This window comes from Streptacidiphilus albus JL83 (assembly GCF_000744705.1).
Classification (GTDB): Bacteria; Actinomycetota; Actinomycetes; order Streptomycetales; family Streptomycetaceae; genus Streptacidiphilus; species Streptacidiphilus albus.
The window spans coordinates 9,792,104-9,815,062 of record NZ_JQML01000001.1 but is presented as its reverse complement, the minus strand read 5'-3'; the positions used below and the strand labels follow the sequence as shown (position 1 = coordinate 9,815,062).

Annotated in this window: 18 protein-coding genes and 2 pseudogenes; 7 read left to right on the top strand and 13 right to left on the bottom strand. The window is 71.3% G+C overall.

Annotated elements, in window-relative coordinates; translation table 11 throughout:
• Positions 1-583: 583 nt before the first annotated feature.
• Complete coding sequence (locus BS75_RS42630) at positions 584-1,222, bottom strand: ScbR family autoregulator-binding transcription factor (protein ID WP_408022507.1); 639 nt, start codon at positions 1,220-1,222, stop codon at positions 584-586.
• Between the two features lie 772 nt (positions 1,223-1,994).
• Here BS75_RS42630 and BS75_RS52420 point away from each other — a divergent pair.
• A pseudogene (locus tag BS75_RS52420) lies at positions 1,995-2,516 on the top strand (AfsA-related hotdog domain-containing protein); the annotation flags it as partial.
• On the top strand, positions 2,423-2,989 hold the full coding sequence (locus tag BS75_RS52415) for an AfsA-related hotdog domain-containing protein (protein WP_408022610.1): 567 nt from the start codon (positions 2,423-2,425) through the stop codon (positions 2,987-2,989). The pseudogene BS75_RS52420 and the gene BS75_RS52415, both read left to right, overlap by 94 nt.
• A gap of 377 nt (positions 2,990-3,366) precedes the next feature.
• Here the strand turns inward: BS75_RS52415 and BS75_RS42620 are convergent, their stop codons facing one another.
• The gene (locus tag BS75_RS42620) at positions 3,367-4,359 is read right to left on the bottom strand and encodes a 3-oxoacyl-ACP synthase III family protein (protein ID WP_034086693.1); all 993 of its coding nucleotides are present in this window, start codon (positions 4,357-4,359) and stop codon (positions 3,367-3,369) included.
• Positions 4,360-5,789: 1,430 nt separating this feature from the next.
• Here BS75_RS42620 and BS75_RS51800 point away from each other — a divergent pair.
• Positions 5,790-10,376, top strand: a complete 4,587-nt coding sequence (locus tag BS75_RS51800) for a DUF7927 domain-containing protein (RefSeq protein WP_156164351.1) — start codon at positions 5,790-5,792, stop codon at positions 10,374-10,376.
• Positions 10,377-11,410: 1,034 nt separating this feature from the next.
• Positions 11,411-11,503: pseudogene (locus tag BS75_RS52410) on the top strand (winged helix-turn-helix domain-containing protein); the annotation flags it as partial.
• Positions 11,504-11,571: 68 nt separating this feature from the next.
• On the opposite strand, the gene BS75_RS42610 reads toward BS75_RS52410, so the two are convergent.
• Both BS75_RS42610 and BS75_RS42600 read right to left on the bottom strand, forming a co-directional pair.
• The gene (locus BS75_RS42610; protein ID WP_034092061.1) at positions 11,572-11,943 is read right to left on the bottom strand and encodes a VOC family protein; all 372 of its coding nucleotides are present in this window, start codon (positions 11,941-11,943) and stop codon (positions 11,572-11,574) included.
• 674 nt (positions 11,944-12,617) lie between these two features.
• The gene (locus BS75_RS42600; RefSeq protein ID WP_034094914.1) at positions 12,618-13,052 is read right to left on the bottom strand and encodes a VOC family protein; all 435 of its coding nucleotides are present in this window, start codon (positions 13,050-13,052) and stop codon (positions 12,618-12,620) included.
• A gap of 241 nt (positions 13,053-13,293) precedes the next feature.
• On the opposite strand from BS75_RS42600, the gene BS75_RS42595 reads away from it, so the two are divergent.
• Positions 13,294-14,133, top strand: a complete 840-nt coding sequence (locus tag BS75_RS42595; RefSeq protein ID WP_052070480.1) for an ISL3 family transposase — start codon at positions 13,294-13,296, stop codon at positions 14,131-14,133.
• Positions 14,134-14,151: 18 nt separating this feature from the next.
• Here the strand turns inward: BS75_RS42595 and BS75_RS42590 are convergent, their stop codons facing one another.
• The 7 genes from BS75_RS42590 to BS75_RS42560 form a co-directional block, all read right to left on the bottom strand.
• Positions 14,152-14,535, bottom strand: coding sequence for a hypothetical protein (locus BS75_RS42590; protein ID WP_034092059.1), 384 nt, complete (start codon positions 14,533-14,535; stop codon positions 14,152-14,154).
• A 158-nt stretch (positions 14,536-14,693) separates the two neighbouring features.
• Positions 14,694-18,158, bottom strand: coding sequence for a WD40 repeat domain-containing protein (locus BS75_RS42585; protein WP_034092058.1), 3,465 nt, complete (start codon positions 18,156-18,158; stop codon positions 14,694-14,696).
• Positions 18,155-18,628, bottom strand: a complete 474-nt coding sequence (locus tag BS75_RS42580; protein WP_034092057.1) for a hypothetical protein — start codon at positions 18,626-18,628, stop codon at positions 18,155-18,157. Before BS75_RS42580 ends, BS75_RS42585 begins: the two co-directional genes overlap by 4 nt.
• A 317-nt stretch (positions 18,629-18,945) precedes the next feature.
• Positions 18,946-19,413, bottom strand: a complete 468-nt coding sequence (locus BS75_RS42575; RefSeq protein WP_034092056.1) for a hypothetical protein — start codon at positions 19,411-19,413, stop codon at positions 18,946-18,948.
• 527 nt (positions 19,414-19,940) lie between these two features.
• Positions 19,941-20,189 (bottom strand): hypothetical protein, encoded by a 249-nt coding sequence (locus BS75_RS42570; RefSeq protein WP_034092055.1) that lies wholly within the window; start codon positions 20,187-20,189, stop codon positions 19,941-19,943.
• A 219-nt stretch (positions 20,190-20,408) separates the two neighbouring features.
• Entirely contained in the window at positions 20,409-20,972 is a 564-nt protein-coding gene (locus BS75_RS43760; protein ID WP_231608073.1) for a substrate-binding domain-containing protein, read from the bottom strand.
• Between the two features lie 272 nt (positions 20,973-21,244).
• Complete coding sequence (locus tag BS75_RS42560; protein ID WP_152646314.1) at positions 21,245-21,481, bottom strand: hypothetical protein; 237 nt, start codon at positions 21,479-21,481, stop codon at positions 21,245-21,247.
• Here BS75_RS42560 and BS75_RS42555 point away from each other — a divergent pair.
• Positions 21,474-21,743: a hypothetical protein gene (locus BS75_RS42555; protein WP_034092053.1), complete on the top strand. Its 270-nt coding sequence runs from the start codon at positions 21,474-21,476 to the stop codon at positions 21,741-21,743. The genes BS75_RS42560 and BS75_RS42555 overlap by 8 nt on opposite strands.
• Here the strand turns inward: BS75_RS42555 and BS75_RS42550 are convergent.
• Positions 21,740-21,985 (bottom strand): hypothetical protein, encoded by a 246-nt coding sequence (locus BS75_RS42550; protein WP_152646315.1) that lies wholly within the window; start codon positions 21,983-21,985, stop codon positions 21,740-21,742. The two genes, BS75_RS42555 and BS75_RS42550, sit on opposite strands and share 4 nt — an antisense overlap.
• A 128-nt stretch (positions 21,986-22,113) precedes the next feature.
• Between BS75_RS42550 and BS75_RS42545 the strand changes: the two genes are divergently transcribed.
• Positions 22,114-22,443: an EthD family reductase gene (locus BS75_RS42545; RefSeq protein ID WP_034092051.1), complete on the top strand. Its 330-nt coding sequence runs from the start codon at positions 22,114-22,116 to the stop codon at positions 22,441-22,443.
• A gap of 49 nt (positions 22,444-22,492) precedes the next feature.
• Here the strand turns inward: BS75_RS42545 and BS75_RS49755 are convergent, their stop codons facing one another.
• Complete coding sequence (locus tag BS75_RS49755; RefSeq protein ID WP_034092050.1) at positions 22,493-22,777, bottom strand: hypothetical protein; 285 nt, start codon at positions 22,775-22,777, stop codon at positions 22,493-22,495.
• Positions 22,778-22,959: the final 182 nt, after the last annotated feature.

The following is a 22,959-nucleotide window of genomic DNA, read 5'->3' as shown; positions in this document are numbered from 1 at the left end:
GGCACCCGACCCCCAAACACGACCCGGACCGCCCCCCGACCCACCCGAGCCCGCGACCGACCCAGAGGCCGGTCCGCACCAGAACCAGACCAGGGACCGGACCGAGCCGGGACAGGCCCGGAACAGGACCGGAACCAGGCCGGGCCGGGGCCAGACCGGGACAGACCCGAGCCGGGACAGGCCAGGAACAGGACCGGAGACGGGACGGGGCCGGAGACGGGACAGGTCCGGAGCCGGGCCGGGCCGGAGCCGGGGACAGGTCCGGAGCCGGGCCGGGGCCGGGGCCGGGCCGGAGCCGGGGACAGGTCCGGAGCCGGGCCGGGGCCGGGGCCGGGCCGGGGCCGGGGGCCGGGCCGGGGCCGGGGCCGGGCCGGGGACAGACCGGGACAGACCCGAGCCGGGACAGGCCAGGAACAGGACCGGAGACGGGACGGGGCCGGAGACGGGACAGGTCCGGGGCCGGGGGCCGGGCCGGGGCCGGGGCCGGGCCGGGGACAGGTCCGGAGCCAGGCCGGAGCCGGGGGCCGGGCCGGGGGCGGACGGGGGGTGCGGACGGCGGTCCGGGCGCGTGTGAAGCGGGCCGTTACCGCGCGCCGCCCAGCACGGTGAACAGGTCGGGGTCCACCCGGGTCCGGGCCAGGACCGCGGGGACGGCGATACCCGGCAGCAGCAGGCGCCACATCCGCACGGCGCGTTCGGGCAGGTCGCTCCGGCGGGTGGCGGCCTCGGCGAACAACTGGATCCCGGTGCAGGCCCCGACGACGAACTGGGCGACCTCCTCGGGCCGCACCCCGGCCTGCAACTCCCCCTTGCGGACGGCCTCGTCCAGGACCCCGGTCATGATCTGGGCCCAGTCCAGGTAGGAACTGGCATCGTGCTCCCCGAACGTCGAGCGCTCGACGACCAGGCGGACACCGGCACGCAGCACCGGGTCCACCTGCAACTGCTTGGACCACACCATGGTGATGTCCACCAGACGCTGCAGGCCCTCGGACTCCAGGTGCGGGACGATCGTCTCCGGCTGGGCGTTGATGACAGCCTCCGCGAGAGCCTCCTTGTTCTTGAAATGGAAGTACATCGCCCCCGGCGTCACACCCGCCCTCGCCAGGATCTTGCTGACACTCGCACCGTCGTAGCCGTACTCGTCAAAGACCTCCGCCGCGGCCCGCAACAACAGGGCACGGGTCTGGATCGCCCGCTCCTGCTTCGGCTCTCCCACCACGACAACCCCTCCAAAAAGTTAAGAACGCTCGCTATCTTATCCGGCCCTTTGGGCGGGATGCCAGCCCTTGGTCTGTTTCTCCACACACACCCCGGAACCCCCCACACACACCCCACAGCCCCGGACACGCCCCCGAAGTTCACCGGACACGGCCCAGGACTCGCCCGGCACGCCGGACACACCCCGAAAGCCCCCCAGGCACACCCCGGAACCCGCCGAACACGCCCCAGAGCCCCCGGACACGCCCCGAAAGTTCCCCGGGTACCCAGGACTCGCCGGACACGCCGGACACACCCCAGAGCCCCGGGCACACCCCAGGACACGCCGGACACGCCGGGCACGCCCCAGATTTCCCTGACCACGCCCCAGGACTCGCCCGGCACACCGGACACGCCCCAGGGCCCCCCAGGGCTCCCCGGACGACGGCACCCCGGACGGCCGGGCCGTACGGCGCCCCGGGATCCCGCACCCGCAGCTCCGCCCCCGACCGCCCGACCGGCGACCGGTGGCTGGTGACCGGCGGCTCGTGGCCGCCCGACCGGCGACCGGTGGCTGGTGACCGGCGGCTCGTGGCCGCCCGACCGGCGACCGGTGGCTGGTGACCGGCGGCTGGCGGCCGCCCGACCGGCGACCGGTGGCTGGTGACCGGCGGCTGGCGGCCGCCCGACCGGCGACCGGTGGCTGGCGGCTGGCGGTGTAAGAACAGAATTAACTTCCCGCTGCGTTATCGAACCGTTACGGGATTGCTGTGACATAAAACCGAACACTCGTTATGTTGTGGTGCCTGGGCGGCCAGCGCCGCCTGTTGCCCGGACGAGGGGGATTGATGTCCACAGCACTCCTGGAACACAGCGCACCGGCCTCGACACAGCCGGCCGCCACCATCGCCGAACTGGTCCACAAGACCCGCACCGCCGACGTCCTGCTGACCCGATGGCGCACCACCGGCCCCGACACCCACCACGTCACGGCGGAACTGCCCCCCACCCACGGCTTCTACCGGCCCCGGCACGGACTCCACGACCCGCTGCTGCTCGCCGAAGCCGTCCGCCAGTCGATCCCGCTCCTCACCCACGCCGCCTACGGCGCACCGCCCGGCGACCGCCAGGCCTGGCGCGACCTCGGCCTGCGGCTCGACCCGACCGCACTGGCCGCACTGGCCGCCGGCACCGGACCCACCACCCTCGACCTGCACATCACCTGCACCGAGGTGGTCATGCGCGCCCGGCGACCGGCCGCCGCCAGGATGCAGGTCCAGATCACCGCACAAGGACGCCACCTCGCCACAGCCACCACCACATTCACCAACCACTCCCCCACCGTCTACAACCGACTGCGCGGACACCACGCCGACCCGCACCACACCCCCACACCCCCGGCCCCCCGCTACCACCCGCCCACGTCGCACGCACCCACACCCGCGACGTCGTCCTGTCACCCACCCCCACCCCCACCACCCACCTCCTGCGCACCGACCCCACCCACCCCGGACTCTTCGACCACCCCCTCGACCACGCCCCCGGCATGCTCCTGCTCGAAGCCGCCCGCCAAGCCGCCCACACCACAACCACCCACCCCCGCACCACCCTCACAGCCCTCCACTGCACCTTCCACCACTACGCCGAACTCGACACCCCCTGCACCATCCACACCCACCCACACCCCACCCCCAACACCACACACACCCACTGCACCATCACAGCCACCCAGAACAACCAACCCGTCATCACCGCCACCGTCCAACTCCAACCCCCACCCCACCACTAACAAAAACACCCCCACCCTGTTTTCGACCGGGTCGGCGAGAGCCACCCCGACATGTTGATCATGAGCCACTCTTGGCCCGTCCGAGTGTCATTGGGATGACCGCTAGTCCATGATCGGCAGCGGTTTTGGGCTCCACCCCGATCGGGTGACTTCCAAGGGGTCTGTGACGCAGATGGGAAGGTGCTGGTGTCGAGGGTCTGGGGCCATCGTCCGGCCCCTGGCCACCGGTCTGCCCCATCTGGGGGATCGGCACCATGCCCTCGAACGGGCCCGGCCGCCCTCGTCTTGGGCACGGTCCGCGGGGCGGCCCCGGCCATGGGGGGTGTGGCCGGGGCCGAGCGGGTCCCGGCCGCACTGTCCGAGTGTTCTTTCCTGGTTCAGAAGGTGACGGCCATCGCTCCGCAGGAGAAGCCGACGCCGTAGGACACGAGGAGGGCCCGGCTTCCCGGCTTCAGGGTGCCCTCCTGGCGGGCGATGGCGAGGGTGGTCAGGACGTTGGCCGGGCCCAGGTTGCCGATGTCGGCGCACGGGTTGGGCACGATGTCCATGCTGATCCCGCATGCCTTCATGACGAGTTGCAGGGTGCGGGTGTTCGGCTGGTGGGCGATGACCAGGTCGAGATCAGCCGTGGTCCAGCCGGCCCGGGCGAGGGCCGAGTCGACGACCCCGGGGACGTGCCGGCGGGCGGCCTGGACGATCTCGACGCCTTCCATCGTGTAGAAGCCGGTGCGCACTTCGAAGCCCTCTTCGGCCCTGCGGCGTTCGTGGACGGGCAGGGTGCCCAGCTGCCAGTCGGCCGTGTGGGTCTCCCACTGGCTCCCGCGCACGTCGAGCCGCGTTCCGTAGTTCTCGTCGCGGGCAAGGACGACGGCTGCGGCTCCGGCCCCGAAGATGCCGGCCAGGCTGAGATCCTGGTGGTTCGTCAGGCTGACGGCATCCTGGCCGCCCACCACGATCGCCCGCTCGCAGCGGCCCGTCTCCAGCATGGTGACCGCTGTCTCCAGCGCGGGGATCACCTCCGCGCACGAGCCGTCCACACTCATGGTCTTCGCGCACCCGATCCCCGCCCGCTGGGCCAGCAGGACCGCCTGCGAGGGGGCCACGTACGCGGGGATGCTGACCTGCGCGAAGATCAGCAGGGTCTCGCCGCCGATGGCCTGCGGGGCCACGCCCGCCTCGGCACACGCCTTGCCGATCGCCTCGGCCGCCAGGGTCATCAGGCTCTCCCCCTCGGCATAGACCCGGCGCTGCTGGGTGCCGGTCCGCCGGACGAACCAGTCCGGCTCCAGACCGTGCGACAGGGCCAGATCGGTACTGCTGACCGTCTCCGACCCGAGCGCGTAACCCGCGCCTGCGATCCCGACCGCCATGAGGGCCTCTCCTCTTTGACCGGGGCGGCCGCATCCGCGTACCGCCCGCAACACATTGCACCGCTCCCAGGCCCTACTGCAGGCGGGCTTTGGTGCATCGGACCAGCGCAGAACGTACACACCTGCCGACTCCCGGCACGACACAGGACGGCGTGCGCCCCCCATCCAGCGGGCGCGCATCCCGCACCTGCCAGCGCACAACACCCTCCGCACGCCGCAACCCGCGCAGCCGGACCCGCCACGCCACGGCTATCCAGCGGCTTGTGCCGATCGATAGGCGGTAATCCCTCCTGGCTGCCGAGGCTGTGAAGCCCGACGGTGCTGACGCCTGCCGGGCTGTCATGTCGTGCTCCCAGCGGGCACAGAAGGGCTTCACCGTCCATCTGTGCATCCGTCGACAGGCGGGACCCCATCACTTTCAGGAGATGGCCGCGCCTGCGGCCGTGCTCCAGTGACGCAACCGCTGTCCATAACGCGCACAGCGGGACACCCGCAACACGGGTATTGGATTGCGCCAAATGCTTCACTCCACCGCCCGTCTGAGGGAGTGGCTCCCACTCCCGCTGCCCAAACGGTGGCTCATGATCGACATGTCGGGGTGGCTCTCGCCGACCCTGTCGAAGACACACACCCACAACGACAGGGACGACAACACGACCGGCCACCCGCACGAACCGCGTGGGCCCTGCCGCCGGCCCCGACCCCGAGGAGCACCCGCACGCGACCACCGGCACAACCACAGTGCGACAACCCGCCCGGGCCCGGCCACGCCGTACGACACGAAGGAGCCCCCGGCCAAGGCCCCGCGCCCGCCACCGGTCACGACCCGCCCACAGGCGGCCCGGTCACGACCCGCCCGCAGGGCACCGTCACCCCCCGCGACGGTGGAGGCCGCCACCGGGAGCAGGGGAGCCGCCTCCGAGTCCACTCGAAGGCGCCAGCCGGCAGGAGCGACACCACGACACCCCGACCCCACGGACGAGTCCCCCCAGAAGCACACCAAGACGCAGAAGACCCGGTTCAACACCGGCACCCCACGCGACTTCGGCAGGCAGTGGGCCACCGTACGGCAAACACCGAGGCAATAACCCCGGATGCGGTTGCAGTGCCAGCCCTCGGTGCCGTTGGAGCCGCCGGGCACGGCACCGGGTCCTGGCCCGCTCATGGTGATGCTGTGCGCAGGAAACAGGACCGCATGGCCGAACCGTCGGCGCAGGGCCTCCTCGCGGAGGCCGATGCCCATCGCGCACATGGTCCTATTTCTTCGGCTGTGGGGGTTGCTCCCGTACGGATGCCACATGATCGCCCGTCAGGTGTTGGTACGTGCGCTGCGGCCGGTGCTCGGTGGGCCGAGTCGCGGATGACCACTTCTCGGCGCCCTGGGTCCGGCTGATCTGACGTATCGGCACCAAGAGGACTCGGAGTACGGCGTGAAGTACAGATCTTGGCCCGGCCGCAGGGCGGCGGAGCGCGCGGGGAACGCGCGCGGGCTGCGGGCGGTGGTGTGGGCGGTCACCGCGGCGGTGGCGGTGGCGGTGGCGGGGCTGGGCCCTGGGGCCGCGGCCTACGGCGACGCCGCGCCCCACCTCGCGCCGCGCCTGGGCGAGATCGCCGTACCGGACTGCCCTCATCCGTCGGTACTGGCCGACTGGCGTGGTGTGTCCCTGGGCGCCGTGCCGTTGGGCAGGTCACTGCGCACTCCGGTGGCGGGGGGCGAGCTGGCGGGGGTGTTCTCCGGTAACGCGGCCGGCTCGCAGCTGCGCTACCGGCGCGCGCCGCTGTCCCAGGAGACACGGGGGATGCCGGTGTCCGCGCTGATCGCCGGGGACGCGCTGCGCCTTCCGCAGGGCACCGCCCAGGTCCCGTACCAGCTCACGTTGCGTCTGCCGCACGCGCAGCGGGTGCGGTTCGCGCTGGCCGGGCCCGCCGGCGCCCTGCGCGCGGTGGCGCTGACCGCGAGCGGGGCCGGAAAGCCGGTCAAGCTGGGTATGCGCACCCTCGCCCCGGCGACGGTCCCCATCGGTACTCCCCCGCCGGCCACCTCGGCTGCGGGGGCCGCGAACGCGTCGCGGTCGGCGACTCCGGCTTCCACGGCCCGGTCCGCGAGCACCCCCTCCGCCCCCTCCGCCACCGCCGCGCCGACATCCGCGGCGTCGGGCGCGGACGTCTGGTCGCAGACGGCCGTGGACACACTGTCCCTGTCGGTGGCCGGCGGGGACAGCGGCGCCTTCGCCCTGTCCAAACTGCTGGGCTGCGACGCGCTGCCCGCGCACGCCGCGCTTCCCAGGCACGCCACCGGAAAGGGCCAAGCGCTGCGCGGTCTGCGGGCGCGCCGGGCGGGCACGGGCACGGAGCTGCTGAACGAGACCTTCCAGGGCGGCTCCGCGCCCGACCCGGACCTGCTCCCGCTGAACTCCGCCTGCCTGACCGGGGCCGCGGCCGGCAGCACCCCGCCGGCCGGGGCCTCGGCGCTGGGCCCGTGCGCCTCCTCGAACAGCGCCCCCGCCGCCGGGACCACCCCGGGGTACCTGCAGCTGACCGACAACAGCAACAACGCCTCCGGCGGGGTGCTCTACAACAAGCCGCTGCCCGGCAACGCGGGACTGGTCGCGGAGTTCGAGACCTACCAGTACGGCGGTAGCGGAGCCGACGGCATCAGCTTCTTCCTGACCGACGGGGCCGCCCAGCTGACCACGGCCGGCGCACCCGGCGGCGCCCTGGGCTACGCCGCCATCAACGGGTACGCCGACGGGGTCCACGCCGGCTACCTGGGGGTGGGCTTCGACGCCTACGGCAACTACAACATCGCGGCCCTCGGCGGCGGCTGCCCCACGCGCCCCAACGAGAACCAGGTCATCAACGCGGTCGGGATCCGGGGCCCCGGGGAGGGACGGAACGGCTACTGCTACCTGGCCGGCACCATTCCGGCCCAGGGCGTCGCCTCCACTCTGCCCGGGGTGCTGCGCGGCACCACCGTGGCCGACGCGGTCCGCAGGACCCGGGTGACCGTCAGCCCCGACACCCTGCCCACCGTCACCGTCGAGATCGACTTCAACGACGGCAGGGGCTACCGGACGATCCTGTCGCACACCATGACCACCCCGGTCCCGGCCACCTACAAGTTCGGGTTCGCCGCCGGCACCGGCGAGTTCACCGACGTGCACCTGATCCGCAACGTCGCGATCAGCACCGTCACCCCGCTGTCCCGCCTCAACCTGGTCAAGCAGGTCGACAAGACCCAGCCCCAGCCTGCCTCCTACGCCATCGGCCAGAGCGTGCCCTACCAGTTCCTGCTGACCAACTCCGGCGCCCAGCCGTTGACGAACGCCGCCGTCACCGACCCGCACGTGGCCCCCGTCACCTGCCCGCGCACCACCCTGGGCGCAGCGGGCACCGCGGGCGCCTCGATGGTCTGCACCGGCACCCACACCCTGACCGCCGCCGACACCAGCCCGGACGGGACGTTCACCAACACCGCCACCGCCACCGCCACGGACCCCGGCGGCGCCGACGTCCCCTCCAACCCCTCCTCCGCCAAGGTCAACATCGCCGGCGTGCCGATCCTGACGTTCACCAAGACCTCGGACGCCAAGACCCCGGCCAAGCCCGGCGACAAGATCACCTACACGGTCACCGCCGCCAACACCGGCAGCGCCGACTACCCGGGGGTCACGTTCACCGACGACCTCACCGGCGTCTTGGACGACGCCGCCTACGGTAGTGACGCCACCGCCACCTCCGGCACCGCGGCCTACACCGCGCCCAAGCTCACCTGGACCGGTGACGTGGCCGCGGGCCACACCGTGACGATCACCTACTCGGTCACCGTCAAGAACCCCGACACCGGCGACCACGTGCTGACCAACACTGTCGTGGGCCCGCCGAACACCAACTGCCCGCCCGGCTCCACCGACCCCGCCTGCACCACCGGCACGAACGTGGCCGAACTGAAGCTCACCAAGACCTCGGACGCCAAGGCCCCGGCCAAGCCCGGCGACAAGATCACCTACACGGTCACCGCCGCCAACACCGGCAAGGCCGACTACCCGGGTGCCACGTTCACCGACGACCTCACCGGCGTGCTGGACGACGCCGCCTACGGTAGTGACGCCACCGCCACCTCCGGCACCGCGGCCTACACCGCGCCCAAGCTCACCTGGACCGGTGACGTGGCCGCGGGCCACACCGTGACGATCACCTACTCGGTCACCGTCAAGAACCCCGACACCGGCGACCACACCCTGGCCAACGCCGTCGTGGGGCCCGAGGACTCGAACTGCCCGCCCGGCTCCACCGACCCGGCCTGCACCACCAGCGGCAGCGTGGCCGCACTGAAGCTCACCAAGACCTCGGACGCCAAGACCCCGGCCAAGCCCGGCGACAAGATCACCTACACGGTCACCGCCGCCAACACCGGCAAGGCCGACTACCCGGGTGCCACGTTCACCGACGACCTCACCAAGGTCATCGACGACGCCACCTACAACGCCGACGCCACCGCGACCTCGGGGACGGTGGCCTACGCCGCGCCCAAGCTCACCTGGACCGGTGACGTGGCGGTGGGGCAGACAGTGACGATCACCTACTCGGTCACCGTCAGGAGCCCCGGCACCGGCGACCACCTGCTGACCAACGCCGTGGTGGGCCCCGAGGACTCGAACTGCCCGCCCGGCTCCACCGACCCCGCCTGCACCACCGGCACGAACGTGGCCGAACTGAAGCTCACCAAGACCATGAGCCCCAGCGGGCCCAAGCCCGGTGACACGGTCACGTACACCATCACCGCCACCGACACCGGCAAGGCCCCCTACAAGGGCGCCTCGTGGACCGACGACCTGACCAAGGCCCTGGACGACGCCACCTACAACCAGGACGCGAAGGCCACCGCCGGCACCACGGCCTACACGGCGCCGACCCTGTCCTGGACCGGCGACCTGGCCGCGGGCCAGAGCGCGACCACCGTCTACACCGTCACCGTCCACAACCCCGTCACCGGGGACACCGTCCTGAGCAACACCGTGGTGGGCCCGCCCGACTCCAACTGCGCCCCCGGCTCCACCGACCCCGCCTGCACCCCGGACGGCGGACGCATGCCCAACCCGGTGATCAAGAAGACTACCGACACCCCCAAGCCGCTGCCCGGCGGCAAGGTCGGCTACACGGTCACCGTCACCAACATCGGCAGCGCCCCCTACACCGGCTCGCTCACCGACAACCTCAGCGGCGTCATCGACGACGCCACCTGGAACGGCGACCAGAAGACCACCGCCGGCACCGTCGCCTACAAGGCCCCGACCCTGACCTGGCACGGCACCCTGGCACCCCACCAGAGCGCGACCATCACCTACTCGGTCACCGTCGCCATCCCGCCCAAGGGCAACAAGAACCTCCACAACCAGGTCACCGGCTCCAGCACCTCCAACTGCCCGCTGCCCATGCAGCGCAGCCGCCGCGCCGCCGCCCTCGACCCGGACTGCTACACCAACGCCCCCCTGCCCACCGTCCAGGTCTCCAAGACCATGACCCCGACCAACCCCAAGGAGGGCGGCACCGTCACCTACACCCTCACCCTGGCCAACCACTCCAAGGCCGACTACCCGGGCCTGACCCTGTCCGACGACCTGACCAAGGTCCTGGACGACGCCACCTACAACCAGGACGCGAAGGCCACCACCGGCACCGCGACCTACACGGCCCCGACCCTGCACTGGACCGGCACGGTCCGCGCCGGCACCACCACGAAGATCACCTACACCGTCACCGTCCGCAAGCCCGACAACGGCAACCGCCGCCTGGACAACACCGTCACGGTCCCCGGCGGCTCCAACTGCGCCAAGGGCTCCACCGACCCCGAGTGCAGCACCCACGGCAAGATCCTCCCCCCGGCCAAACCCGACACCGACCTTGCCAAGACCGGCAACGACCTGCCCCTTGGCCGGACCGCCCTGGCCGTCGCCCTGCTCACCGGCACCGGCGTCCTGACCACCACGATCGCCACTCGCCGCCGCAGGCAGTGACACGAGCGCACACGCCAACAGAACAGCACGAGCACCACGGCACGAACCGCCCGCGGGAAACCCCCTGAACGGCGGACACGATCCCGCCCGATCCACACGATCGGGCGGGATCCCGCATTCACCCAGCCAACCGACACCCCACCACGACACGACCACCACCCCCGGCAGCTTGCGAGACCGGGGTGCTGGTGGACGTCTGATCGGCTGTTCGTCCGTGCCGGTGCCAGGCCGCGGATGCACGTTCCCGGTCGCCTGACGAGGCGGGCGCAGCGGGGGCCGCCTCGCACCGCAGGCCGCGCAGGGTCTGGCCGGCTGGCCCTGCTCCGATCCCGCTGAACCTCGGAGGCCTCATGTCCAGCACAGTGCGCAACCGCCGCCCGGCCGCTCCTGCCCGCCGCCGCGGTGGTCGTCGGGACCCGTCGAACACGCGGGGAGCGATCCTTGCCCACGGGCCGGCGGCCTGGTCACTGCTGTTGTCCCGGCGGTGCTCGCCTTCGTCCTCACGCGCCTGCACCTCGTCCGGCGCTGCCCGACGACGAGGCAGCTGCCCCCGCGCGGCCCGGTCCTCACCGGGCCGCGCGGGGCAGTACACCGCCCGATCCTGCGGCGGCAGTCGGCATGACCCGGGGGCTGTCGGCGAGTGCCCCGGCCAAGCCGGGGAGGCCGCCGATGGTCGTCACCGAGCAACCAGTCGAGCCACCAGCTCTGTCACCAGTGCAGGTCAGAGCCGGATTCCCGGTACGGAGCCGTGAGGCTGCCGCCGGGTGGTGACCGGCGAGGCGAGTCGCGGCAGAGCCGGTTACCGGGGCCTGCCACCAGCTACTTGCTTCCGTCCCGTGATGCAGACAGCGCCACCCTGCACCTCCCGCGTTGAACCGCCCGTTCACAACGGAGAGTTGCACGGTGGCCCACCCTGTCGACAGGGAGCGGAAGCTACCCGGGCACACGCCCCCGGCGCACCACCCCACCCTGATCGGCTACACCACGCCAAGAGACGCGATCCGTGCCGGTCACGGTCACCTGTCTCCCACTACCTGCTGCGTCGCCACGGCTGGTCACACCAGGGGCCGGCCCGTCGGGCGATTGAACGGGACGAGGCCGCGATCACCGAACGGATCGAAGAGACCTGACAGCGCAAAGCCCCCGGTTCCGGCGGACCGGGGGCTTTGCGCTGCCTTCGGCCCTGCCAGCTCAGTCAGCTCCGCACACCGCACAGGCAGAACGGATGGCCCGCCGGGTCCGCGAAGACCCGCCAGCTGCGGTCGCCGCCGCCGTCGTCCAGCAGCTTCGCACCCCAGCCGACGACCTGCTCGTGCGCGGCATCCAGCTCCTCCCGCGGCAGCTCCAGGTCCAGGTGGAACTGCTGCGAGCGGTCGGCCCGCGGCCACTCGGGCGCCGTATGCCCGGGTGAGTGCTGGAAGGCCAGCAGCATCCTGTCGCCCTGCCTGAGGACGGACCCGTCCGCGTCGCTGACGACCTCACCGCCGAGCACGCGGGCGTAGAAACCGGCGAGCGCCTGCGGGTCGGGGCAGTCGAGGACGACCACTCCCAGAGTGGCGATGGCCATGCGTTGCTCCTTAAAGCGGTATACCGGTATCGAAGTTCGCCACCTCATCGTGGCGGTTGTGCAGTGACGCGGCAGGCTACCCCACACCACCGCCGTACTGCTGCTGGCCGGCCTGGCCGCCTGTCTCCTCGGACAGCTCCTGTTCGACTGCACCACCGTCTTCCGTCCCGACCTGATCCGTGCGGCCGCCGTCGCGGTCCTGGCCGCCGGGACTTGGGCCCTGACCGGCGCACCCCCGTGGACCATCCTCGCCGCCATACTCGCCGTGTGTGTGGTCGTGCTCCGCTTCGGACGCCACCACCACCCACCAGAAGGCGAACCGGCGGCCGCACAGCCGATCCTGGTCGGCCGCCTGGACAACACCGATCCCGTTACCCAGCAGACGTCCCTCACCGCTCGCTCCCGATGGGGTTAGCCAGGCAACTTGCCGTACTTGTCCAGAGCTGACGCAACAGCCGCACCAGCCAGGCCGCTTGACAACCCCAGGTAACGAGGACATCGACGGCACCGCCAAGGGAGCTTCGACCGCATGCGCCAGAGCTGCGACATCGCCCTTTGAAGGTCAGTAACCCGCCCACGGCGCCGAGCAGTCTGCCAGCGGAATCGCCCGCGTTGTCTCGGGCGGCCAGACCCCGTGAGGCTCGTTGACTGAACCAAGTTTGCTCGGAGAGTACTCAGTCGATACAGAACTCGTTGCCCTCGATGTCCAGCATCGGGATGCACGACTCGTTTTCCTCATCGGCATACAGTGTTCGCACGTGGGTCGCACCGAGCGCCACCAGTCGTGCGCACTCGGCCTCAAGCACGGCGAGGCGCTCGTCCCCCACGAGCCCGGTGCCGGCCCGGACATCGAGATGCACCCGATTCTTGACGACCTTGCCTTCGGCGATGCGCTGGAAGTACAGGCGCGGGCCCACGCCTGAGGGATCGCTGCAGGCGAACCATGATCCCTGCTCCTCAGGAGGCAGGGTGCGGTTGAAATCGTCCCAGGTGGTGAACCCCTCCGGTGGCGACGGCACGACGTACCCCAACACTTCGCACCAGAAACGAGCGAGGCGCTCAGGTTCTGCGCAGTCAAAGGTGACTTGGAACTTCCTGATCGCTGACATCGGCGCACCGTACCGCATACCAGGGAGCCCCTGCCGCTCATTTCCCCAGGCGGATCCACCCACCACCACCCCTCGCACCCTGGGCCGCCTCGGACACCTCTGGCGTCAACGGTCCGAAGTGGGGTCTGGCCCAGGAGTTGTGATCGGTGACGCTGGGTGAGCGATCTTGGCGTCCTGCCAGGCTCCGAGATCGTCCGAAAGTCATCAGCAAGCCGCGAGGTGAGGCCGACAGTCGGCGGCTGTGACGCAATCCTGGTCCCTGATACGCGAGTTGTTGTTTCCAGCCCTCTCGGCGGTGGCGGTGGTCTGCATTGAGGCGGGCAGTCCCGTGGTGCGGGTGCAGGCAGGGGCGACTTCAGCCGGTGCCGTCTGCCCCGGCTGTGGAGCCTGGTCGGAGCGGGTCCACGGTTCCTACCTGCGCGTCCCGGCCGATTTGCCGACCGCGGGGCGGCAGATCGTGCTCGCGCTACGGGTGCGCAGGTTCGCCTGCCCGGACGGGACGTGCCCAAGACGCACGTTCGTCGAGCAGATCAACGGACTGACGCGTCGTCATGGGCAGAGCACCGAAAGGCTACGATCGGCGGTCGCCGAGCTGGGGTTGGCGCTCGCGGGCCGCGCCGGTGCGCGGATGGCTGCGCTGCTGGGCATTGGCGGCAGCCGCAGTACTCTGCTGCGGCGCGTGATGGAACTGCCCGACCGTCCCGTCGGTGCCCCGGCAGCGGTCGGGGTCGACGACTTCGCTCTGCGCAAGGGCCACATCTACGGCACGGTGGTCACCGATGCGGTCACCCACCGGGTCCTGGATCTGCTCCCGGAACGCGACGGCGCCACCCTCGTCCCCTGGCTGGCCGCGCGCCCACAGATCGAGGTGATCTGCCGGGACCGGGCCAGCGCCTACGCGGAGGCCGGCGACACCGGCGCACCCCAGGCCCAGCAGGCGGCGGACCGCTTCCATTTGTGGCAGAACCTCACCCGCGCCGTCGAACGCACGGTGATGGACCGCCGAGCCTGCCTCAATAGCCTGCCCAGGCGGCCGTGGTGGTCAACTCCTGCTCCAGCGCGGGGAAGAGGTCGTCGATGACCTGGTCCGCGGCAGGCTTCAGTCCACGCTCTTGGAGAGCAGTTCCAAGAGCGCGTTGGCCTTTCCCGTGAGCTCCAGTGCGGCGTCCTTGCGCGCGGCCTCGGCCTCCAGCCGGGCGACCTTCTTGCGCGGCCGCTCCAGCTCCGCCTGCTCGGCCGCCTTCTTCGGCCGTGCGGGCGACGTGCGCCTGTCGACCAGGGTGACCATCGCGCCGGCGTCCCGCGCGGCCCGCCATTCGATGATGTGCGATTGGTACCGCCGCTCGCGGCGCAGGATCGCGCCCTTCTCCCCGTTCGGGGCCGCGTCGTACTCCGCAACGATCGGCAGCTTGTGCTCCGCCGGGAGCGTCCGCCGCTTCGGACGCGGCGCCGGGTCCTGCTCGGGGTCGGTGGTGCTGGCCATGCCGGAATGATCCTCGTCTCGCCCATCTGGACCAACCCGACATATCGGGCGTGTCAGTCGAGACTGTCAGAGAGGGTCATGGCCGGGTCGACGCGCCAAGGATCCGTCAGGCCGGCGGACGGCACTCGGTCAGGGGCCAGGTCATCATCCGCAAGCCTTCAGGGAGCGGCCTCCTGCGGCGACGAGCCGGTACACATCGCGGGCTCCGCGTCGTTGGACACGTAGCGGTGCCAGAGCACTGCCGGCAAAGGTCCGACCTCGTCGCACAAGGCTTGGTACGGGTCGGACCACGTCGCCGTCGGCCACTGGCTGGCGCCGGTGAGGCCGCCGTAGGCGAATAGCGACGAGCCGTCCGGCGTGAAGGTGAAGACCTGTTCGGCGTCGAGGTTGTTCACCGGGATCGGTGCGCCGACGGGTCGACCTGTGGTGGGATTCCAGAGCTGGGCGGAACGGTCACTTCCCAGTACGGCCACGAGCGATCCACTCGGATTGATCGCGAGTGCGATCGTGTACGACGCCACTGTGAACGGCGTGCCCGACTGCCGCCCGGTCAGCGGGTTCCACCAGGTCACCTGAAATGGCCCGGCGGCGATCGCCAGTAGGCCGGTCGCCGGATCGAAGGCGGCTACGTCGATCATGTCGGACGCGGCGGGGAAACGGTACGGCGCCCCGATCGGCGCCCCGGTGCTTCCGTTCCAGCGTCGCAGTTCCGTGCCGTTGTCGGAGAATGTGACGACGATGTCGGCGGACGGGTCGACCAGCAGCCCGGACCCTCCGTCGGAGCCCGCGGAGAGGTCCGTTCTGATCAGTCGGCCGAAGCCGGATCCGGGCGCGAGGTTCCACAGGCGCATGCTGTCGTCGTCGTACCCGGCGGCCAGGACGCTTCCGTCCGAGGTGAACGCGAGGGACCGGCACGCTGTGGCGGGAGTCGCGCGAAGCGGAGGGCCGACCTCCTGCCAGTCGGCCGTGTCCCACAGCCGGATCGTCCCGTGCGCGTCGCCGGAGGCCAGGTAGCGACCGTCCCTGCTGAAAGCGACTGCGTCGAGGCCTGATCCGGAGCCGGCATCGATCGCGTTGCCGACCGGTTCGGGCGGGTCCGCCGTACTCCACAGCTGGAACGTCCCCATGCCTCCGGCCGTCGCCATCAGCGGGGAGACCGGGTCGAAGGCGGTGGCGTCGACGCCGCCGGTGGTGGGGGGGAACTGGTACTCGGAGCCGACCGGCAAGCGCGACGGCAGCGACCACAGTCGGACGGTGCCGTCGTTCGCGCCGCTGGCCAGGAACGCGCCGTTCGGGTCGAAGGCCACCTGGTCCACCATGCCCTGAACCGAGCCGGACAACTGTGCGAGCTGCTGAAACGCGCCGTTCGGTGCGAGGGCTACCACCATGCCCTCAACCGAGTCGTCCGGCTGTGCGAACTGCTGAGAGGTCGTAAGGTTCCAGAGCCGCACGGTCCCGTCACGGTTCCCGGTGGCCAACTGCCGACCGTCCGGGGAGAACGCCAGCGTCTCTGCGAAGTTCGTGCTGTCGGCGCCCTGGCTCAGGGTGCCGACCCGAGCGCCACTGATCGGATTCCACAGGAGGACCGACCCGCTGAGCCCGGTGGCGGCCAGCATCGTGCCGCGGGCGTTGAAGGCGATGGCGATCGAGTCGTTGTAGGTTCCCTGGTCGATCGCGGCTCCGTCCGGTCGGCAGTCGTCCGGATTCCAGAACTGGATGTCGTCGTCCGATTCGGCCGTGGCCAGCACCGAGTCGACCGGATCGAAGGCCACACTACGCACCTGGTTCGACGAGCCGGCCAGCGGAATCGTGCACAGCGCCTTTCCTGCCACGGTGTTCCACAGTCGCACGGTCCGGTTCTGGTACGACGTGGCCAGCACAGTGCCGTTCGGACTGAAGACGGGCGCGAACGCGCCCCCTCCGGACAGGGCCGGAGCGGCAAGCACAGGTGTGCCGATCTCGTGCTGGTCGGACACCTCCCAGCGGCGCAGCATTCCGTCCCAGGCGACGGCGGAGAGCACCGTGCCCTGCGCGGTGAAGGCGAGTGCGTCTATGGGGTTGTGTTCACCCGCGCTGACCGATCGGTCGACGGCACTGCCGGTCTGCGGATTCCACAACCGCACGGAGCCGTCGAGGCCACCGGAGGCCAGGAGGCGGCCGTCGGGGGCGAAAGCGATGGTGGTGACGTTGGAACCGTCCGTGGAGCCGATGTGCATGCCGTCCTGCTGTTGTTCCGACAGCAGCTTGGCCATGGACGCGTCGGCTGCCGAGGTCGGTGACTCCGCCCAGGCGGCCAGGGCCAGTTGCCGGGCCGAGGCGGGAGTGGTCACATCGGTGGTCAGGCTGGTGGCAGCCAGTTGATCGGAGATCGCGACTGTCGAGTCGGCCTGTGCCTGATCGAGCCGCTGGTCGCTCTCGTGCAGGACGATCCCGGGTGGAATGGTCAGCGCCGCCGCCACCAGGACGCTGACGAGGAGGTGCCGGCGGTTCCAGTACCGGGACAGCCGGTCGGCGTCGGCCACGGTGCGCGCGAGGGCTACCCCGCTGCGCGGGACGGTGCCGGTCGCGGCGTTCGCCACCGGGGCGACCAGCCGCCAACCGTGCCTGCGGGCCTCTTCGGCCTTCGCGTCCAGCGATTCGACCGCGGACAGTCCGCCTTCGGCGTCGAGCGCTCCGGTCACCGCCGTCCGCAGGCGGAAGCCGTGAAAGTAGTGGTGCACGGCGCGCAGCGCGGGCCGCACGTCCCGCGGGTACCGAGTCAGTTCGCGCAATGCCAACGCGAAGGCCGCACCGAGCGATCCGCCGTCGATGCCGTCGACTCGCGCCGCCCCCGCTGCGGACTCGTCGACGAACGCCAGCCTCCAAAGGACGCACAGGTCGCGTTGGCGCGGCGCGACGGTGGACCAGGCGCGGGCGACGGCGGTGGCGAACGCGTGATCGGTGGCCGGGTGCCCGGCCGCCGGGTCGGGGAAGATCCCTGCGATACCGATGTGCGCGTCGCGCAGCTCCAGATACGCCAGGCGGCCCTGCCCACCGCTCCCCGGCGCTGCGGCGAACACGACCGCCACGCGCACCGGCCTGACGCCGCGTCGCGGTTTCTCTGCCAGGTGGAGCAGCGACAGAAGACCGAGTACCCGCGCGGCGTGCCCCGTTGCCTCGGCGACGTACTCCGTGGCCCCGGCGAGTGGTCCGGGGCGTGCGGGCCACCAGCCGGCGGGTAGGTCCGGCAGGTCGAAGCGTGGTCGCGGCCCCTGGTACACCCCGGCGGCAGGTGCATCGGCCCAGTACTCCGCGACCTTGTCCAGTCGACGGGTGGCCTGGTCCGTCGTTGGTGGGCACAGGATTTGTGCGGCCTCGTATGTGGCCTCCGCGCGCCGCGTCGCACCGTCGCCGGGTAGGGAGCGGGCCTTGATGAATTCGAGGATCTGCGGTGCGCGGTGCTCCAGCCAGCTGCCGTCGTAGTGCACGGCCTCTTGGCAGCAGTGCCACCAGAGCTGCTCGGGGCCGGTGAGCCGGGCGTGCAACGCCGTTGGGGTGGTCTGTCCGGCGTCGAGTGCGGCGAACTGCCGCTCGGCGAGTTCGCGGAACCGGCTCTGACGGCGAGCGGTGCGTGCCAGGTTCACTCCTGTATCCCCTCGGCCAAGGCGGCCAGGGCGGCCACTGCGGCCAAGGCGTCGCCGCCTGCGCAGACCCGCTTCCATGCGTCGAGCGTCGCTCTGGTCGAGGCTGCGGCGATGGAGGCTTCGATAGCGCACTGGCCGAGCGTCGCCGCCGCATCCGGGGTGATCAACCCGGCGCTCTCCCAGGCCAGGCCTGGGACGAAGCCCGGCAGGGTGATCCGGCTTGTCGGGAGTCCCAGTGGTGCGGCGATGACCGGGATGATCAGGTCGGCCGGCCGGACCTGCCCCTCGGCCGGATACCTGACCTGGACGAGCGCCGGGAACGTGGTCGCCGAGCGCAGCACGACTTCGAGTGCGTAGTCCGGTTCCGGGCCGCCGGCCTCGCGGTACAGGGAGAACTCCACCGAGCCGTCCGGCGACTGCGCGGCGGCGATCCGCTCGCCCGAGGCCGCCATCACCGTGTTCGCCGTCACCGGGCGCACCGTGGGCAGGGAGAACCACGGCGACCCCGGCCGCCGCACCGCAGCGGGTGGGGCCGCCCAGGGCATCCCGGCCGCCCGCGTCTGATGCGGTAGATCGACCCTCAGGAAGGATGCGAGGAAACGCCGGCCGAACCCGTAGCCTGCGTGTCGACGGTGCCCGGCCGCCCGCGTCCCGCTTCGATCTCCAAGGTCTCCGGGGGTTCCAAGGTCTCTGGGGGTTCCAAGGTCTCCGGGGGTTCCAAGGGTTCCAAGGAAGGATGCGAGGAGGCGGTCGCCGAATCCGTTCCTGGTCGCCGAGCCTCGCGTGGTCATGATGTTCCCTGTTCGATCGGCGCAGCGCCCGGGCCGGCTGCCTCAGGCGCGTCGCGCGTGCCGGCCGCATCGGGTGGAGCGCCGTCCGCGCGCGCCGCGGGTTCGGCCTGGGCCGCCCCCGCACGGCTGAGCAGCAGATTCATCAACGAGGTGCTCCGGAGAACGTGCGCGAGCAGTTCGGGGGCGGCGGCCCCGGCGATCAGTGCAAGCGGGACGCCGCTGATCTCGCCGGCGAGCAGCCAGCCGCCGAGGGCACCGAACGCCGTGCTGGCGCAGGCCACGGCCAGGTCCGCCGGAGCGTCGACGAACGCGGACAGTGCAGGCAGCTCAGCCCCGGCCCCGAGAGTGGCGCGCGCCGACTGGCGTGCGGCCTGCCATCGACGCAGGCGCTCCAGGAACACCAGCCCTTGGAGCGTGGCTGCCCCGACCGTCGCGTAGCCGATCGCCGCAACTTCAGTGAGCACGCACCGCTCCTCCCCCCGTCGACGCGGACTCGGGACCGCGACTGAACGGCGCAACGCGCTGAACAGGCCATTTCCCTCAGACGGTCCCACACATCACGGCGGACCCGCCAAGCTCTCGACGCCACAACAACTGGCCACGAACCGAGAGTACTTGGCATCCGCGACGACCGTAAGGATGCGGCCGACTCCGAGAGATCCGACAAACACGATCCGCTCGACCATGCTGGCCGACCATCTAGCGCTCAGTCACAAGATGCGGGGGCAGCGGACGTCGAAGTCGTTCTCGTCCCACTCGAAGTCGGATGCGTCGCAGCCGGTCCCGGCACGCCCTGTGTCGGGTGGTGCCAGTGTCCGGCCTCGCCAGGCGGTACGAGCCGCTTGGCCCACCCACGAATACGCCATCCTGCAGTCGTTCGCGACCGGTGGGTACGGATCGGGCGTGGGGCGTTGGTGCGCGCGTCCATGCTCCTCATGATGCCCCGCGGATACGGATGTTCAGAGAGGACTGGCTACGGCCGGTCCGGTGCTCACGGCGTGGCCCGCCGTGGCTGCGGCGGGTCGAGCTCGGCGTCCGTGGCGGCGTGCAGCGCGGAGGCCGCGCGGGAGATCCACTGGGCCAGGTCGGCCGCGTACCGGTACTGCTCCAGTCGGAGCTCAAGCAGGTCGGGGCCTACTGCCTGCAGGTCCGCGAGGGTGCGGCCCACGTCGGCCAGCAGCCGGATCGCCTCGGTCAACTCCTCGGGGCCGGCCAGGTCGGCGAACTTCGGAGCCTTCATCGTCGTGCCTTCCGTCGAACGCTGCGGACCGGCCCAGCCTGGCAGCGGGCACCGCTCCCGGTCAGGGAGTCGTCGGTGAACGACCGGAACTCGCCGCAGTGGGCTGTGCCGGCGGGCAGGGTCACCGGGCCACGGCGCCGAACACCGCCGCGGCCATCCTGCCGGGCGCCAGTGCCCGGAACGGTGCTGTGCTGATGGCGCCCGGCCTCCCGGGGATTCTCAGGGTGCGGTGCGGTAGAACTCGGCCGCGGTGACGGTCGCGGGCAAGCCGAGTTCGGCGGCGACCGCAGCAATGGCAGTGGTCCCGACTACGAGGTCCGCCTGGCCGTCGGGGCTGAAGTACGGTGCGATGAACGTCTCGTAGTGGGCTCGGGCCTCGTCCTCGGTAAGTCGGCCGAGGAATGTCCGGATGTACCGCACCGTGGTGTCGGGATCGTTGCGGATCACCCGCAGGGCGCGCCTGTGTGCTCGCACGGCGGCCTGGACAGCGGGGTCGCCCGGCTCGATGTGAGTGGGATCGACGGCCACGCCCACGGTGGGGATCCGGAAGTGGTCGCCGACCCGGGCCAGCACCCGCCCGCCGTGCTCGGCAGCCACCGCCTCCGGCGCCATGGTGCCGCCGACAAAGGCCGCGTCGATCCCGCTGTCCTGCAGTTGGCCCAGGTCCATGCCGTAGTCGCCGGGACGCCGGACGACGCAGTGGACGTCGCGGTCCGGGTCGAGACCGGCCCGGCGCAGCACGATGCGGGCGAAGCATCCGGGTGCGGTGTGGGGGACGTGCACCGCAAGCCGTCGGCCGGCCAGGTCGGTCAGGTCGGTCAGGTCGGTCAGGTCGGTCAGGTCGGTCAGGGAGGGCAGGCCCGGGCGGCCGAGGAACCAGAACAGTGGACGGTGCGTGCTGACGGTGAGGGCGACCCAGGGGTACCGCCGGTCATCCGGGACAGCAGCGCCCGGCCGAGCCCGACCGTGGCGCTGCGGCGGAGTCGGTCAAGGCAGGCTCCCGGCCCCGGCGTGGGCGTCGGCGTCGGCGTCGTCATGGGGCGTGCAGGAGCCGGTCAGCGACCCAGAGATGTCCGGTCGCCCGCTCCCGCCAGCAGCACCTCCAGCACCCCCGCTGCGCCGCCGGGCAGGTCGCACGGCGGCAGGAGGCGGGCGGCCTCGAACAGCTCCGTCAACTCGCGGGCGTCGACCCCCTTCTCGAACGTGCTCCGCGCGCGGGCCCGCACCAGGATGCGGAAGGCCGCGTCGCCGCTCTCCAGCATCCCGACCGGGATGTCGTTGGAGGTGTCCACCACCCGAAGGCACGGCCTCAGCACCGGACCGGAACCCGCAGCCCAGTCCTGCGAGAACTCGAAAGAGAGCGGGCCGCACGCCTGGTTCGCGGCCGAACTGGAATGCCACCACACACGCTCGCGCGGCTACGGACGCACCGAGCCGATCGTGATCATCGCTGTCGAAGAGCAGGCCCTGGGCTGGATGGTCACCGCCCGCGCCCGGGTCCGGGTCCGGCGGCGCGGCAACCGCAGGTGCCGGACGGTCGGCACCTCGCGTTAGTCCTCGCCCTCGATCGGCGTCACCACGCCCGGTGTCATCGGAGCCCAGGACGGGGCCGGCCCCGGCTCCGCGATCAGGCGACCGTCGGCCGACCGGAACCGGACGGTCAAGGCAATGGCCACCAGCGCCCACCAGGATCCGTCGGCCTCCTGGCGGCGCTCGCGCAGCGCAGCCCGCAGCACCTGATCGTCCGGCAGTCGTACCGACACCTGCGGCGCACGAACCACTGCTTGAGCACCCATCCGCCTGCTTCGCGCATCGTCCCCGCAGTCCCGATCAACGCCTACGGAAATCTCGCGAAAGGAGCGATGAGTCACGGTGCCCTCGCCGGTATGTACCAGTGTCACCAATCTCGAAAAGGAGCACCGCCATGACGGCTCGCTTCATCGTCCTCTACGGGACCCCCGCCGACCCAGTCGCGTTCGACCGGTACTACCGCGACGTCCACCTGCCGCTCGCCCACCACCTGCCGCTGCTGCGCAGCTACACCGTCGCCCGCGACGCCTCGCCGGTGCGCGGCGGCGATCCGTACTACCTGATCGCCCAGCTGGAGTGGGACTCGATGGAGGACCTTCGCGCCGCCTTCGCCTCCCCCGAAGGCCAGGCCGCCTCCGCCGACGCTGCCCGGATGGCGGAGATGGCTCCCATGCACAGCATGGTCTTCACTCCCGCCGAGACCCTCACCGAGTCGGCCACCTGATTCGTCCCGGGCACCGAGGACGGCGCTCCCGCCGTCTGCGGTGCCCCTTTCAGGCCGCCACCCGTTCCAGGACGGTGGCGTTGGCCATGCCGCCCACCCGCGGACGGTCCGGCAGCAGCAACCGCGGTGTCCTGAACGCCCGCCGCGGCGCCTCCGCAGACACCCAGCTCACCGTCTCCGGCCCCAAGGCCGCCCTGGTCGGTGCCCCGCTCAAGCCCGCCGCTGCCGCGGCCACGTCGGCGACCTCGTGGGGTTCGGCCATGCGGCCGAGGGGGATCGAGGCGTTGATCCGGTCGACGACGCCGGCGGTGGCTGCCTCCCGTACGCGGAGCACGGACCGTTCTTGGCCGTGGCGGGTCCCGGCCGGACACAACCGGGTACCGGGGGCAGGGGTCGGCGGGGCGCCCGGAGGATACGTGCGGGTCACACGCTGGCTGCCCGGCGCCGACCCCTCCCCTCTCCCCTACCCGGGAAGACCGCCGAGGCGCACGCGACGTACGAAACAGGCGATACGGC